This is a genomic window from Thalassotalea euphylliae (assembly GCF_003390335.1).
Taxonomy (GTDB): domain Bacteria; phylum Pseudomonadota; class Gammaproteobacteria; order Enterobacterales; family Alteromonadaceae; genus Thalassotalea_F; species Thalassotalea_F euphylliae_B.
Genome location: NZ_QUOU01000001.1, coordinates 2811188 through 2825839 on the forward strand (window position 1 = coordinate 2811188; position 14652 = coordinate 2825839).

At 45.1% G+C, this 14652-nt stretch carries 10 protein-coding genes; all 10 read right to left on the reverse strand.

The features are described from left to right. Positions 1–52: 52 nt before the first annotated feature. The 10 genes from DXX93_RS12465 to seqA all read right to left on the reverse strand — a co-directional run bounded on the left by DXX93_RS12465 (position 53) and on the right by seqA (position 14562). Positions 53–3055, reverse strand: coding sequence for a TonB-dependent receptor domain-containing protein (locus DXX93_RS12465; RefSeq protein WP_116008379.1), 3003 nt, complete (start codon positions 3053–3055; stop codon positions 53–55). A gap of 236 nt (positions 3056–3291) precedes the next feature. After that, on the reverse strand, positions 3292–3675 hold the full coding sequence (locus DXX93_RS12470) for a VOC family protein (RefSeq protein ID WP_116008380.1): 384 nt from the start codon (positions 3673–3675) through the stop codon (positions 3292–3294). 68 nt (positions 3676–3743) lie between these two features. After that, complete coding sequence (locus DXX93_RS12475) at positions 3744–5579, reverse strand: protein kinase domain-containing protein (protein ID WP_116008381.1); 1836 nt, start codon at positions 5577–5579, stop codon at positions 3744–3746. Between the two features lie 481 nt (positions 5580–6060). After that, positions 6061–7716, reverse strand: a complete 1656-nt coding sequence (locus DXX93_RS12480) for a dihydrolipoyllysine-residue acetyltransferase (protein ID WP_116008382.1) — start codon at positions 7714–7716, stop codon at positions 6061–6063. A gap of 14 nt (positions 7717–7730) precedes the next feature. Further along, entirely contained in the window at positions 7731–8708 is a 978-nt protein-coding gene (locus DXX93_RS12485) for an alpha-ketoacid dehydrogenase subunit beta (protein ID WP_116008383.1), read from the reverse strand. A gap of 2 nt (positions 8709–8710) precedes the next feature. Further along, the gene (locus DXX93_RS12490; protein WP_116008384.1) at positions 8711–9907 is read right to left on the reverse strand and encodes a thiamine pyrophosphate-dependent dehydrogenase E1 component subunit alpha; all 1197 of its coding nucleotides are present in this window, start codon (positions 9905–9907) and stop codon (positions 8711–8713) included. Positions 9908–10427: 520 nt separating this feature from the next. Then, positions 10428–11501 carry a succinylglutamate desuccinylase gene (gene astE / locus DXX93_RS12495; protein ID WP_116008385.1) on the reverse strand — a complete coding sequence of 358 codons (1074 nt, stop codon included), beginning with the start codon at positions 11499–11501 and terminating at the stop codon, positions 10428–10430. Positions 11502–11874: 373 nt separating this feature from the next. Continuing rightward, complete coding sequence (locus DXX93_RS12500) at positions 11875–12201, reverse strand: hypothetical protein (protein WP_116008386.1); 327 nt, start codon at positions 12199–12201, stop codon at positions 11875–11877. A gap of 16 nt (positions 12202–12217) precedes the next feature. After that, positions 12218–13864 carry a phosphoglucomutase (alpha-D-glucose-1,6-bisphosphate-dependent) gene (gene pgm / locus DXX93_RS12505; RefSeq protein ID WP_116008387.1) on the reverse strand — a complete coding sequence of 549 codons (1647 nt, stop codon included), beginning with the start codon at positions 13862–13864 and terminating at the stop codon, positions 12218–12220. 164 nt (positions 13865–14028) lie between these two features. After that, positions 14029–14562: a replication initiation negative regulator SeqA gene (seqA, locus tag DXX93_RS12510; protein WP_116008388.1), complete on the reverse strand. Its 534-nt coding sequence runs from the start codon at positions 14560–14562 to the stop codon at positions 14029–14031. Between the last annotated feature and the right edge of the window lie 90 nt (positions 14563–14652).

Genomic DNA, 14652 nt, shown 5'->3' on the forward strand with positions numbered 1-14652 from the left:
AAAAATAGCCCGACGCAAGCGCCAGGCTATTTTGCCTCGTATCTACTGTCAATTAGAAGCCGTATGAAGCGCCTAAGTAAAAGTAGCGAGCACGGTTAGAGTGCAATTCACCTGAGTAACCAAATGTGGTATCCGCTAACGGTGGATCTTGATCAAAGATATTATTAATACCGAAAGTAACATTCAAGTTCTCGTTATTCATGAACTCTTTGCGCGTTAAGGTGAAGTTCGCTGTTGTGTGATCGTCAATCGTGTAGAACACACGCTCATCGCCTACCGTAATAGAAATGCCTGTTTCATCCACTTCACCAACGTAGTTTACGAATAAACCCGCATTCCACAGTGCATCAGCACTTTTCCAGTTAATAGAAGCTGTACCGCGCCACTCAGGAATGTTGCTGGTACCAACAATATTACCCACTGCAGAGCCTAATACGGTTTCATCAGCACCGAAGTTAACGATTCTAGCAGCGTCACCACCCGCAGTTTGGTCAAACTTCAACGTACGCGCGCCGTTTAACTTAAAGGTGAACTCACCAATAGCAGTGTCCATGCTGTAAAGTGCGCTTACGTCGTAACCCGTGACCGTACGAGTGTTTAAATTTTCGTAGCGACGGACGATTTGTGTAATAGCACCTAATGGGTTATCTGCATCTGGTGCACCGCGAATAACGCGCGGGTTAGATGAACCTTCTGCGCGTAATACCGCATCTAGGCGAGATTCATTTTCATCGGAAAGTACACCGACGGTGCCTTCTGTTTCCACTTCCCACCAGTCAAACGTTAATGTAACGTTATTCGTTGGTGTAAAAGTAACACCTAAACTCACATTCTCACTTTTCTCAGGTGCTAGATCTTGGTTACCTGACGTTTCAAGCAGGTAGTTACCGTTACCGATATCTTGGCCATCAAATTCACCATTGATATCACCAGTACCCAATGCAATACCTTCGGCGAAATCATCAACACCTGTGGTAATAGAAGTGCCCGGCGAGTTCAACTGAATTAAGTTTGGTGCACGGAAACCTTTAGAAATCGCACCACGCACTTGGAAGTTCTCAACAGGGAACCATGAAAGCGCTAGTTTAGGGCGAGTAATATTACCGACATCGTCAAAATCTTCGTAACGCACGGCGAGCTGAGCATCTAAACTGTAGGCTGCAGGCAAATCAGCTAAAATTGGAATCGCTAACTCGGCATAGGCAGAAAACACTTTGCGTTCTGCAAAAACGTCAGGGCGAACACTACTACCTTCAAGGCTACTTAAATTGGTTGGATTTGAGTTACCTTCAACAAAAGGATCTGAACCGTCAAAAATATCGCTGTTATCTTCGTCGAGTTCTTCTTTACGCCACTCTAAACCGAATGCGATACCCACATCACCTGCAGGTAATTCATAGAAGAATGGGTTTGACGCTTTGAAATCAATAAGTGTTAGTTTGGTTTTTGCGTTACGTGTTGCGCTCACAATAAATGGGTCAATGCTTGAACGCGGATTTGGGCTAAAATCTTGAATGCTTGATAGCACGCCCGGGTTAACACCCGTAAATGGGTTGTAAGCATCAGGGGTATCTAAACTTAATTGCGCTAAGAACAATGGCGAACTAATGCGGTTATAACCTGTATCTTCTGTTTCAGCTTCACTGTAAAGAATACCTGTATCCCAGTCCCAGTCTTCCCAAGTGCCACGTAAGCCGTTCAAGAATCGGAAGCTTGTGCTTTCAACTTCAACTTCGCGTGGGCCAACATCGGTGGGTCGAATGCGCAAGGTGTATGCTAACCCCTCTTCAGGGACAACACTCGTATCTAAACCGGGGATACGGTTAGGGTTAACGCGGCCATCAGCAAATGTGACTGGGCCAAATGGGTTGTAGTAACTTTCTGCTGGCACTACAAAAGTACCGTTACTCAAGATAGCCGACTGCTCCCACTGACGCTCGGCCTCTGAGCGATAGTAGGTTGATTCGTTGTAAAACTCGACACCGTTATCGAATTCGTGGGTCAAGCTAGTGTAAAGGTTAAAACGGTCAATATCTGGCACTAGTGTGCGGTCTTCATTGCGGTTTGGACGCAGCGCACGGTCATGGCTACCACCAGATTGTAAACACACATCGCCTAGAACCGCCTGTTCAGCAGTTACGCCGCGGCCACCACACTCTGACGCATCACGCAGGCTACCGTTGTCGCGAATAAATTCGGTTGGACGGATGCGAAATGAACCTAAACCTAGGAAATTAAGTGAAGCTAATGGCTCCAATGTCGAGCGGTTGTCAAAACCTGTCACACTTTGGAACGCTTCGGGTGCACGTGAGCGTAAGTCTTGATTGCTTGCATAGTCTTTCTCAGACGCTAACAAGCCCTTTTTACGATCATAGCGAGCACTGATTAGGAAGTAAGTTTGCGCGTCATTCAACTCAAAGCCTTTGCTAGCAGACAATGAGAAATCATTTCGGCTAGTGCTTTCTTCCGCACCGTAACGCACTTTAAACTCGCCACCGGCATAATCTTCTTTGGTCACATAGTTGACAACACCTGCAACCGCGTCTGCACCGTAAAGTGCACCAGCACCATCGCGAAGCACTTCAACACGCGACAAGCCAGAAACAGGAAGTGTATTTGAGTTAATCGAAGTAACAGGAACACCGAAGCTAGTTTGTGTGATTGGGTGGTTGACCATACGGCGACCGTTTAGCAATACCAGCGTATTACCTTCACCAATGCTTCGCAAGTTAATAGAGCCAACATCACCGCGCGCTGCGTTAACGCCTGTGTTACCACCGCGAGTTGATGTAAAGCCAACGGCACCAATTTGAGGAATAGAGCGCAATAGCTCATCACCATCAAGTGCACCAGTAGTTTGAATATCTTCTGCATCTAGCTCAGTCACTGGCAAAGCACTTGTCATGGTACTGCCTTTGATGTTTGAACCAACAATCGAGATACGTTCAACCTCTTCTTCTTGCGGTGCTTCTTGTGCATAGCTCGAAGTTGAAGCCAGACTGTAACTGGCGAGCGCCAGCAACAAGGATTCTGAGACTTTCTTTAACTTAAACATGTGATACTTTCCCACCATTTGTTCGCTCTTGTAGAGTTCTTAGTTATTGATTTTTAACGCAGTGCAATTCTTATCTAATTAAAATTAAAGAAATTGCTTTATTTTTATTCGTTTTTTTAAAATTAGATGACAAGGAAGTACTTTTCTAATAAGAATAATTTATCAAGCCATACCATCAGGTTATGGGTGTTCTAAATTATTTGAATAATCCTTATCAAGTTTTTGGGCTACTACTCTCATTCTTTGCCTTTTTGATATAGTGCACATGCAGCACCAGCTGGGTCTTTAATCACCACAAACCTATCCTTGCCCATGGTTTTGATCGGCGTATATAAACTACCACCGAGCGCGGTCACATTTGTTACCGCTTTTTCGACATCGGCAACTAAAAAATAAGGCAGCCAAACTGGTGGCAGGTCAATATTTGACCCGCGCGCATGACATATACCAGCAACAGGTTCACCATGCTCTGTCGGTGAAATGGCGAAATCTTGATAGCTCCCCATTTCTACAGCTTGCGCGTACCAGCCCACAACTTGTTGATAAAACGCCAATGTTTGCTCGGTATGTACCGTTGTAAGATCTAACCAAGCGATAGTACCTAAGGAGGAATCCTCCATTTGTGGCTCCTTTTAGCTGTTATCAGTTAATAGCTGCGCTACTCGATGGCCTAACGTCGAGCAGCCAATCAACTGAGTTTCGGGTTTTTGGGGTAAAATTTGTCTGGCAACTGGCTAATGTGTTCGAAAAAACGCGTGTCTTTATAAGGTAGCTTCATAAAGCCAGATATGCCCAAACCATTAATGCTTGGTAACAATTTTAGTATGTTATTAAGATGTTGCTTAAATTCTGCGTGTTTTTCGTGGTTCAACAGCATGAGATAACTATGAATTTTCAGGTGGGTTGGCAGTACTTCAAAAATAATACAACCAGTGTGGTGAATAAGGTTTAATTTAGCGAGCTCAGCCATGATTTCATCCGGTAGGTGCAGATACTCATCAGGGTCTTTACCATCTTCAAAATAGGAATGTAGCTTAGTGACGTCATCCAGCTCTGGCACATCACTAATGTCAAATGGAATCGCAGTACTGGTATCAGCAACAAACGGCAGCTGCTCAGACTCTCGCTCAACGTGTAACGTTGTGCGCGCATTAAACAAGCAACTTTTAAACATACCAATGCGAAAAATGCCCTGCGCTAAATTAATCATATTGTTAACGGCACTTTGAAAGGACTTCTTGAGCGCCGGATCAAACAAGGTTAAATTGGAATCAATATATACCCCCTCTTTTTGCCAACGCACTGCAAGCCCGCCGACCACAGGGAAACTGCCTAGCCGGCTAACTGCCGCAATAAATGCCTTTTCATTGTCGCCCATACCGCTGAGGTAATTTTTATAATACTTTTCAAGTTGAGCATCATCTATCCCCATTAACGCATCATCATCGCTTTGCGCTCTTAAAAACGACTTGCGAGAGCCGTAGACCACAGTATCAATAAGCTCTGAACTCGTTCTTACCCAAACCGGGATCAGTGGCTCGATTGCAAGGTGAGTAGGGTTTTCAGCCAGGACTAAATTTCGGAAAAAGCGCAATTGGTTAATAAAATAGTCGCCAGCTTTTTGTCTCAGCTGAGCGTCATCACTGAGCATACCATCAAGTACTTGCGCTAGCGGCTTAGGCAAGCCTAAGCTCGTGGTTGGAATAATTTGTTTGCCATACCGACTCGATTGACCCGATGCCAAGGCGTATAGGGTTGCCGCGGCCCCTTGTTCATCAAAACGCGGGCTTGATAAACCGCCATTGAGTTGTTCAGGGCCAATAAAGTAGATGTCACCTAGCCTAGCATTGGTATGCTGTAAATCACCGCTCATTAAATCCATGACATTGGTGGCCGTGCTTTGCCCGATTGCATCTACTTGCGCGTATACCGCAGATCCCCAATCAACTAATTGTAATTTGCCTGTTGCTTCGTCGAACACTAAATTTGAAGGCTTTATATCACCGTGGACGATTGGCCTGATTTGACCCTGTTGGCTATTGTTGCGTATATGCCTGAGCAATTCAATCAACTGTATGGCAAAGTCCACTATTTGCTCAGCGGGTAATGGGCCGTGTTTTAAGGAATACTGCTCTAAATCAATCCCCGGTGCACGCGCCATCTGCACCACTGATTGACGCTTTATCTTGCGATATTCAATAATTTTGGGAACCTGCGGATGATCGATTTGACGCTGCATATGCGCTTCTTCCTCAAACCTGTCTTGCACATGTTGAGGTAACGTCAGCCGAGAAAACTTGAAGACACAATCTTCATCTACCGAATGGCTTACTTTATCTTTACCAGCAAAAACAAAACCATATGCACCTTTACCAATCAGCTGGATATCACTGTAGCCCAGTAATTCTAGCTGTTGTTGGCAAAGTTCCACCCATGTTTTTAACTTGGTCGCATCTTTGTGACTAAGTAAATAAATAGATTGTTCTTCGGCAATGTAGAAATGTTGTAATTTCTTTTCTGTCACAGCAATTTACGATCAATTAGCGTTAAACTCGGAAGGTCATCATGCCTGTTTTAGCCAACAGTTGCATGTCATAAAAATACACACTAACTGACATCATTTTGTCACAAACTGCAACTAAGATGACAACCGTTGGATGAAATGCTTTCCCAACCACAAAGAATAGCGCTTTCTGTCGTGCTCTAATTCTTTTTGGACATATATCTGTGCGCATGCTTCTGTCTTAACTAGTGCGTTACCGATGCTTTACGCTTTATCTTGCTGACACGTATTGTTAACAAGGTAAGGCGTTTTTTTGCCCAAACGCAACACAGCATAACGTCACCATTGTGCTTTACTAACGTCAACTAACGTCAGGTTCGATTATTAGGAGCAGTTTACGCTCACTCCAAAATAGCTATAGAAGAGAGAAAACCAATGCTTGGCTTCCTCGCTCTAACTCAATCGTCATACATCTTCTACGACCAAGTTTAAAACACCTAGGTTAGTTCATATTGACCAGCATTTGAGGAGGATCTTCTAGGTAGCGCTTCCACAAATTCGTAAAGCGAGCAATCGTTCCACCGTCAATCACGCGATGATCACCAGACCAACTGATTTGCATCACTTCTCTGGCTGCTACTTCACCTTGTTCGTTAAAACGCGGCAGTTTTTGTACTTTGCCCAAGGCGACAATAGCAACTTCTGGTTTATTAATAATTGGCGTTGCAACGGTGCCACCAATGGCACCAATATTTGAGATTGTAATGGTTCCACCAGATAGCTGCTCAGGTGATACTCGCCCTGCTCGTGCAGCGTCAGTGAGTTGTGTAATATCTGCCGCTAAATCTAGAATTGATTTGTTCTGCACTTGTTTTACATTTGGCACCAGTAGCCCTACTTTTGCATCTACCGCCATGCCAATATTGTGATCATCAAAATAGGTGATTTCACTGCAATCATCGTTCACTTGGCTATTCATTACAGGAAACTCTGCCAATGCCATCGACATGGCTTTCATAAAAAATGGCATCATAGTGAGCTTAATATCTTGCTTAGCATATTGCGCTTTAAGTTTTCGGCGCAGTGCAATTAGCTCGGTAAGATCAATTTCTTCACAGTAAGTAAAGTGAGGAATGGTAGCAACAGACGCCACCATGGCTTTTGCCATTGCCGCTTTAATCCCGCGAATGGGTTCAGTGCGCTTTCCTGCGCTTAGCGTCAGTTCGTTTGCGGTGGCTTTGTTTTCAGGAGTTTCTTGTGATGTTGCTTGCTGACTAAATCGAATAACGTCTTCTTTATACACACGCCCTTTTTTGCCAGAGCCAGAGACTTGGTGAATATTAATACCCAGCTCGCGAGCAACACGTCTCACCGCAGGGCTAGCTAGCGCTTTGTGACCATTGCGAGCAGTCATTTCTTCTCGCGCAGTGCTCGTATCGCCTATATCAGGCGTACCGCTAGTGCCAAGCGTAACCTCTGATACTTGACTAGCAGAATTTGATGAAGCCTCTGCATCTGGCACGGCTTTTTGAGTACTGGCGCTCTCGATATTAACCGCTGAGTTTATGGTTATCGCAAAAAGGGGGGCATGAACTTTCGCAATATCCCCCTTCTCGTAATAAAGTTTAGCGACAGTACCAGCGCTGATAGCTGGGATCTGAACTAACGCTTTGTCTGTCATGACATCGGCGACAGGCTGATCTTCTTCAATCGTATCGCCTTCGGCAACAAGCCATTCGACGATCTCACATTCGACAATCCCCTCGCCAATATCGGGCAGAATAAAATCTTGAGTTGTTTCGGCTATCTTTGGTTCAAGTGTTTCGGCAAGCTCTTGTCCAATAGCGCTTTGTTTAGTCAACTTTTGCTCATCAACTTTTTCAGTAACACTCGACTCCTTGCTGCCAGCCGGAGTCATCGCAACCGGAGTCATTGAAAACAAAGGCGCGTGCACCTTAGCAATTTCACCTTGCTGGTAATAAAGTTTGTCAACAACCCCCGCGTGCATGGCAGGTATTTGCACGAGTGCTTTATCTGTCATGACATCAGCAATCGGCTGATCCTCTTCAATTTTGTCGCCTTCTGCCACTAACCATTCAACTAGTTCACACTCGACAATGCCTTCGCCAATATCCGGTAAAATAAAATCTATGCTCATTTGCTATCCTACCTTTAGTAATGCACGCTGCGTTTAATGGCTTCAAAAATTTTTAGATGATCGGCCATATGTTCTTTTTCTAATGACAAGGGGTATGGTGTATCAACACCACAGACTCGCGCTATTGGCGATTCTAAATGCAAGAAACATTCGTGCTGAATGGTAGCAGCAATTTCGCCAGCAAAACCGCCAGTAATAGGCGCTTCGTGGCTGATCAATAAACGGCCTGTTTTCATAACAGATTGCGCAACGGTTTCAACATCCCAAGGTAGGATTGAGCGCAAATCAATGACTTCACATGAAAGACCGGCATTAGCAGCGAGCTCGGCCGCTTTTTCAATCACTTCCATCTGTGCCCCCCAGCCTAACAAACTAATATCGTTCCCTTGGTTGATCACTTCAGCTTTGCCAATCGGTAATTGATAGTCGTCTTCTGGTACTTCACCGACTGAAGCGCGATAAAGACGCTTGGGTTCAAAGAAGATCACTGGGTTATTGTCGCGAATCGACGCCAATAGTAAGCCTTTCGCTTGGTATGGATTACGTGGTACAACAATTTTCAAGCCTGGCGTATGGGCAAAATAAGCTTCTGGCGATTGGCTGTGATACAAACCACCGGCAATACCACCGCCATACGGCGTGCGAATAGTCATTCGGCCAACATTAAATTCGTTCCCGCTGCGGTAACGAAACTTTGCCGACTCGTTCACAATTTGATCAAACGCTGGAAAAATATAATCCGCAAATTGTATTTCCGCGATTGGCCGACTGCCCTGCGCTGCTAGCCCATTGGCAAAACCGACAATCCCCTGTTCAACTAGTGGCGTGTTAAAACAGCGCTCTTTGCCATATTTTTCCTGCAAACCAGAGGTTGCACGAAAAACGCCGCCAAAGTGGCCAACGTCCTCACCAAAGCACAAGGTGCTATCATCTTCCGCCATGGCGATATCAAGCGCGTTATTGATCGCCTGCAATAAATTCATTTGCGCCACGGTTAAAACCTCCCTGCGGTAAACGGATATGCTTCTGGGTATTTGTTGATGTGTTCTTTTAATTCGGACAACTGTTTTTCAAGGTGCTTAGGCACTTGGTCATAAACATCTGTGACTAAGTCCTCAACCGGTGGTTTCGCGACTTTTTCGGCAACTTTTACCGCCGCCAGAATTTCTTCTCGCAAGGATTCAAATAGAGCTTTGTCTTGCGCTTCATCCCACCACTTTTGGTGAATTAGCCAGGCTTTAAAACGCGCGATGGGATCGTGTGCTTGCCATTTAGCTTCCTCTTCCTTACTTCGATAGCCCGATGGATCGTCAGAGGTAGAATGCGCGCCGAGACGATAAGACATGGCTTCAATTAACACCGGCGCCTGTTGTTCGAGTGCATAATTGCGCGCAAATTGCACCGCTTTCATTACCGCCAACACATCGTTGCCATCAATGCGAATGGTTTTTATGCCATAACCGACACCGCGTGATGCGATGCCATTACCTAGGTACTGTTCATCTGACGGGGTCGAAATTGCATACCCATTGTTGCGGCAAAAGAAGATGACGGGCGCACGATGCACCGCCGCCATGTTGAGGCCAGCATGGAAGTCCCCTTCGGAAGCCGCACCTTCGCCAAACATACACATAGTCACGGCATCTTTGCCTTGCAGCTTTTGGCCATAGGCATAACCGGCGGCTTGCGGGATCTGCGTGCCAAGCGGCGAAGAAATCGTCATGTAATTCAATTTATTAGAGCCGTAATGAATGGGCATTTGCCGACCTTTACCCAAGTCTTTCTCGTTAGAGAACATTTGATTCATAAAGTCGGTTAAGGCAAAACCGCGATAAATCAAGCAGCCTTGTTCGCGATACTGCGCCATGATCATATCTTGTGGGGCAAGCGCTGCAGCGCCGCCAACAGTCGTCGCCTCTTCGCCAAGCGCTGTCATGTAGAAACTGATACGCCCTTGACGCTGGGCAGCGGTCATCCGCTCGTCGAGCACACGGTGAAAAACAAAAGCGCGGTATACTTTTTCTGCTTTTGCTTGGTCAAGTTCAGGTAACTCGGCATTGGGATACAGTGAGCCGTCTTCTTTTAGTAGCTTTAAAATTGGGATGTCGACCGAATGCCCATCAATAAAGCTTGGTGTGTGCACCTCTGCCCCATTTGTATACGCTTCAGGTTTGTTGGTTCTAGCGTTCATATTGTTCTCTTGATTAGGCAAATTATCGCAATAATCCCCGCGATAATTTGCATGTCACTACTGAGCCGCTTTAATAAGTATAGCGATGGCCTTGCAATATCGACTAAACCTCAAGTACATGTTGACTTGTCAATGTTTAGTTAGCCTAAGTAAGTCGCTGTCTATTTTTATTAGTCTTGAGTCAACTTACTTACTCACTTCACAAGGCTTTACCGTTCCCCTTATTACTGTGCACCCATATTATTTTTTTGGGCTGTACCCGAGTTATGGTTGAGTTGCACTCTAGTTGTATTGGGTTGCGTTTGGGCTTAGTAGTGACGCTTGTTGTAATGACTAAAAATTTACCTTTACGTAAACTTTCATTCAAGCTGGTGACTTTGCAGAAGTAATTTGGAGCGGAATATTTGAACAGAAATGTTTACACTTGCGTGCCATCAAGCAAACGAGTGGTGACGGTCAAACATGAAAAAAAGCCCCATAAATTGGGGCTTTTTCTAGAGTACTGGTAAGTGCTGAAATGCTAGTCTAGCGTTGTCGGTTTTACGGTTAACAACGCTCGTTGGTCAAGGGCGACATTGGCATTGGGAAAAATAATTGCCTCCCCTTTTGTACGCACTTTGTGTTCAACATCACCATCAGTCGCTAAGACATAACCGACAGGAAAGTCGGTAAAGTTCTCAGCATCATCAGCAAAGTGCAAGGTAAAACCTTCGGTGTATTTATTGATGGTTTGATCAATTTCGAAAATATCAAATGCGCTTCCATCGTAAGCGGCAAGTGCAAGTGGTTGACCCGACACAAAACGCGTTAGCGTATCTCTAACTTTGGTAAATTTGGTCATGTCGTTTTCACCAAACGGCATCACTTTACCCAATTCAACCGTAAAGGCGTCAGCACCAAAGTTATTCGATGAAAAATAGCTAAAGGTCGTTGTAGGTGAATGGGAAAGCAAAATGGTGGTGACATCACAAGCTTGTAAAAAGCACAGTTGTGATTTTTTCCAAGGCTTACCATGACGAAATGGATAAACCGCAAACTTGTCGTTCTTTGAGCCACGAATCGCAGTGTGTAAATCGTAGTGGTAACGCTCGCGCTCGCCAGCTGCTTGAAGGTTATGGGCAGCCAAATCAGTGTAGAAATTGGTTACTGCTTGCTCTAATACCTTGGCGCGATCGCGTTCTTTGTTTTGCACATCACCTTCGCTATGCGCACCGGAAAATAGACGATTCAAATTTTCTTCGACAAAGCGCTTGGCGATGTTCATTGATGCCGGATTACCAAACAGAAACATGACGCGCTCTGCCAATGGCAACTCTCCTTTAATAAGTTGAGCAATAATATCAGCACAAATCTCAATCGGCGCAGTTTCATTGCCATGCACTGCGCTCGATAAAATAATGTCTTTCTGGGTTGCTCTGCCCAATGGCTCAAAAGTAATAATTCCGGTATCCAGTACAGACACTAATGACTTAGTATTTGATGCTTGATGCGCTACTTCAAAGCTAAAAGTCTCTGGTAGTGACCATTCATGTTGGCGTGTTAGCGAGAGAAAATCGCCGGTTTTTTGCAGTAATTGTTGGCTTGTTGTTGGCATTGTTTTTCGCAGTTTATGATAGTGTTTTTAGGTAATGATTCTGGATAATGTTTATGCGCTTTGCTTGTGTCGAATTAAGCCTTGATAAACGGGCGTTGAGTGACACGCTCACGTTTAGTCTTTTGTATCAATTAATTCTTGGCGTCATTGGCTAACAGCACTCGCTTAAAGCAATCAAGTAAAGGCCAAGTTAACTGGCTTCATCGTATATTTCGGCACGTATTGTAGGCGATAGCCAATAACGACGAAAGCTGACTGACTAAATGACTCATGTTCGGTAGTAAAGTTTTCGAGCGGAAAAGTTTACGCGGTATTTTTAGCGCTATAGTGAATACTGTCAATTAAAGCGCCGTAAGGTATAAACGAAGTAGCGTTAATGGCTAAAGAAGTAGCCTTCCATCATCTCTTGCACTTGCTCAACATCTAAACTTGTTAATTCAACGCGCGCCTTGCGAAAAATATCACCCGCCTTGTTTCCATATGCCACTTCGACGTGTTCTGGCTCTACATCCGCCAGTAAGAACACCACTTTCTTATCGAGTGAAGGCGCATCAATAGTGATGGCATCTGCGGCCATCCCCTGCTGGCGCAACGCTTTGTCAATAATACCCATTAAAGTATCGACGCGCTGATGTTTCGCCATCAGTGCGTCGTTGGCTTTGGCAATAATTTCTGCAAAGGCTGAAAGCTTGGGCGACATTAGATACCTGCCTTACTTAGATACCGGCATTAGCGAAGACATCGCTGACCATCACTTGTGCGTCAGCAATAATTTGCGCTAAGTGCTGCTCATCAATAAAACTTTCAGCGTAGATTTTGTAAATCTCTTCGGTACCTGATGGGCGCGCCGCAAACCAGCCATTTTCGGTTTCGACTTTTAAGCCACCAATTGCCGCGTTGTTGCCCGGCGCATGGCTGAGTTTGCTGACAATTGGCTCACCAGCAAGTTCAGTCGCAGTAATTGATTCCGGCTGCAGTTGCGTCAATACCGCTTTTTGTTGAGCATTGGCAACAGCTTCGACACGGCCATAACTTGGTGTCCCCAACTTTTCCGCCAAGGCTTGGTATTGTTGGTAAGGGTCTTTACCTGTCACGGCTAACATTTCTGCCGCCAGTAGCGCCATAATGAAGCCGTCTTTATCTGTTGTCCAACAACTGCCATCGCGCGCAATAAACGACGCCCCCGCACTTTCTTCACCACCAAAGGCATAGTCAGCTTGATGCAGGCCATCGACAAACCACTTAAAGCCAACAGGCACTTCCGAGAGTTGCTTGTCTAAATCTTTAGCAACGCGATCGATCAGCGAACTTGATACCAGTGTTTTACCAATCTTGGCCGTTGCTGGCCAGTTGCGGTGGGTCATCAAATAGTGAATGGATACCGCTAAATAGTGATTAGGGTTCATCAACCCGCCTGATTTGGTGACAATACCGTGACGATCAAAATCGGGGTCATTCCCTACGGCAATATCAAAATCATCTTTTAAAGCGATTAAACCCGCCATCGCATAAGGAGAAGAGCAGTCCATGCGAATTTTGCCATCTTTATCGAGCGGCATAAAAGCAAAGCTCGGGTCAATGGCTTCATTGACAACCTTAATATTTACACCATAGCGCTCGGCAATCGCTGGCCAATAATCGATACCTGAGCCGCCAAGCGGATCAACACCTATGGCAACACCAGCTTTCACTATCGCTTGCATATCAAGCACTTGGTCAAGCTGCTCAACATACTCGGTAATAAAATCGCGTTTGACTAAGCGCTCAGACGCCATTGCTTCGCTTAGCGGTAAATCGAGCACATCTTCTAGATCAGCCGCTAAAATTTCGTTCGCGCGCGACTCGATTTGTTTGGTAATTTCGCCTTCTGCGGGGCCACCATGTGGAGGGTTGTATTTAATACCACCGTCTTGCGGCGGATTATGTGATGGCGTGATAATTAAGCCATCTGCTACTGTGTCTTGTGTTTTATTATGGCTAATGATCAAACGCGAGATAACGGGTGTAGGTGTATAGCCTAAGTCTTGTTGAACAACCACCTCAATATCATTGGCAATCAGTACGCTGAGCGCGGTATTAAATGCGGGTTCAGACAAGGCATGAGTATCTTTTCCCAAGTAAAGTGGGCCAGTAAACCCCTGCGCTTTGCGATATTCGACTACCGCCTGACAAATCGCCAGAATATGATATTCATTAAAACTGGCTTTGAGTGAACTGCCGCGATGACCCGATGTCCCAAAGCTTACCTTTTGGCTTGCTATGTCGATATCTGGCTGCACAAAAAAGTAATCGGATACCACCTTGGCGATATTAATGCGATCTGCTGGCAGTGACGCCTGACCTGCTCGTTCGTGTACTGTCATGTTATTCCCTTGCTTGTCCCTAATTTAAACCGCTAATTTTACGTCACCGTAATATACCAACCTCAGCCACAATAACCGATATCAGCTGCTCAAGGGTGAGCAATGATATACCGAGCACATATTTGTACTTTTATTTGTGCACTGGCGACTAGTCAGCCTTAACGTTATGACAACAATTCGCGAATGCGCTCTGCATCCCCATCTGAGTAACCTAATGCCACAGCGACTTCAGTCAACATCATTTTTTTACGTGTAGTATTTGAGTTGGTGATTACCCAAAACGGGCTTTCTGGAATTTGGCGTGGCTTTGTACTGCTGCCACTCTCTGCCAACGCACTTTCGTTGTCGGCAAAATATAAACGGTCTCTACCACGAATCTCACGCACCACTTTAAACTCTTCTTGGTGCACGCGATACAAGGCCTGAAGGATCAATAAAAATCGGCCTACTGCGCCTCTTTGCGTTGCTAGCTCTTCCTTATTGATATGATCAAATACTGAGCCTACTGGCTTTTTCGCCGCTGGCTCGACTGTTTTTTTGACCGTAGCGGGCTTACTTGAGGGAGTTGTAGGTGCCGTAGGTACTGCTTCGCCAATAGCCAGCAGACGACGTAAAATAGAAGAGGCACTTTCGCCAATAAATTGAGTTTGACTAGCAATATATTGATATAGCTCTTCGTCTATTTCGATGTTCTTCATTCATGGTCCGTATATTTTTTTCAAGCGAGCCGATTATACTAATGAAGAAAAATTCTCACCAGCGCTAAATCTGCTTCAATACACTTTTAT

What these genes read in the sequence shown, in the direction of transcription:
- astE (WP_116008385.1), bottom strand. Translation starts at nt 11,501, where the DNA reads ATGCCAACAACAAGCCAACAATTACTGCAAAAAACCGGCGATTTTCTC.
- seqA (WP_116008388.1), bottom strand. Translation starts at nt 14,562, where the DNA reads ATGAAGAACATCGAAATAGACGAAGAGCTATATCAATATATTGCTAGT.
- DXX93_RS12500 (WP_116008386.1), bottom strand. Translation starts at nt 12,201, where the DNA reads ATGTCGCCCAAGCTTTCAGCCTTTGCAGAAATTATTGCCAAAGCCAAC.
- DXX93_RS12480 (WP_116008382.1), bottom strand. Translation starts at nt 7,716, where the DNA reads ATGAGCATAGATTTTATTTTACCGGATATTGGCGAAGGCATTGTCGAG.
- DXX93_RS12465 (WP_116008379.1), bottom strand. Translation starts at nt 3,055, where the DNA reads ATGTTTAAGTTAAAGAAAGTCTCAGAATCCTTGTTGCTGGCGCTCGCC.
- DXX93_RS12470 (WP_116008380.1), bottom strand. Translation starts at nt 3,675, where the DNA reads ATGGAGGATTCCTCCTTAGGTACTATCGCTTGGTTAGATCTTACAACG.
- pgm (WP_116008387.1), bottom strand. Translation starts at nt 13,864, where the DNA reads ATGACAGTACACGAACGAGCAGGTCAGGCGTCACTGCCAGCAGATCGC.
- DXX93_RS12490 (WP_116008384.1), bottom strand. Translation starts at nt 9,907, where the DNA reads ATGAACGCTAGAACCAACAAACCTGAAGCGTATACAAATGGGGCAGAG.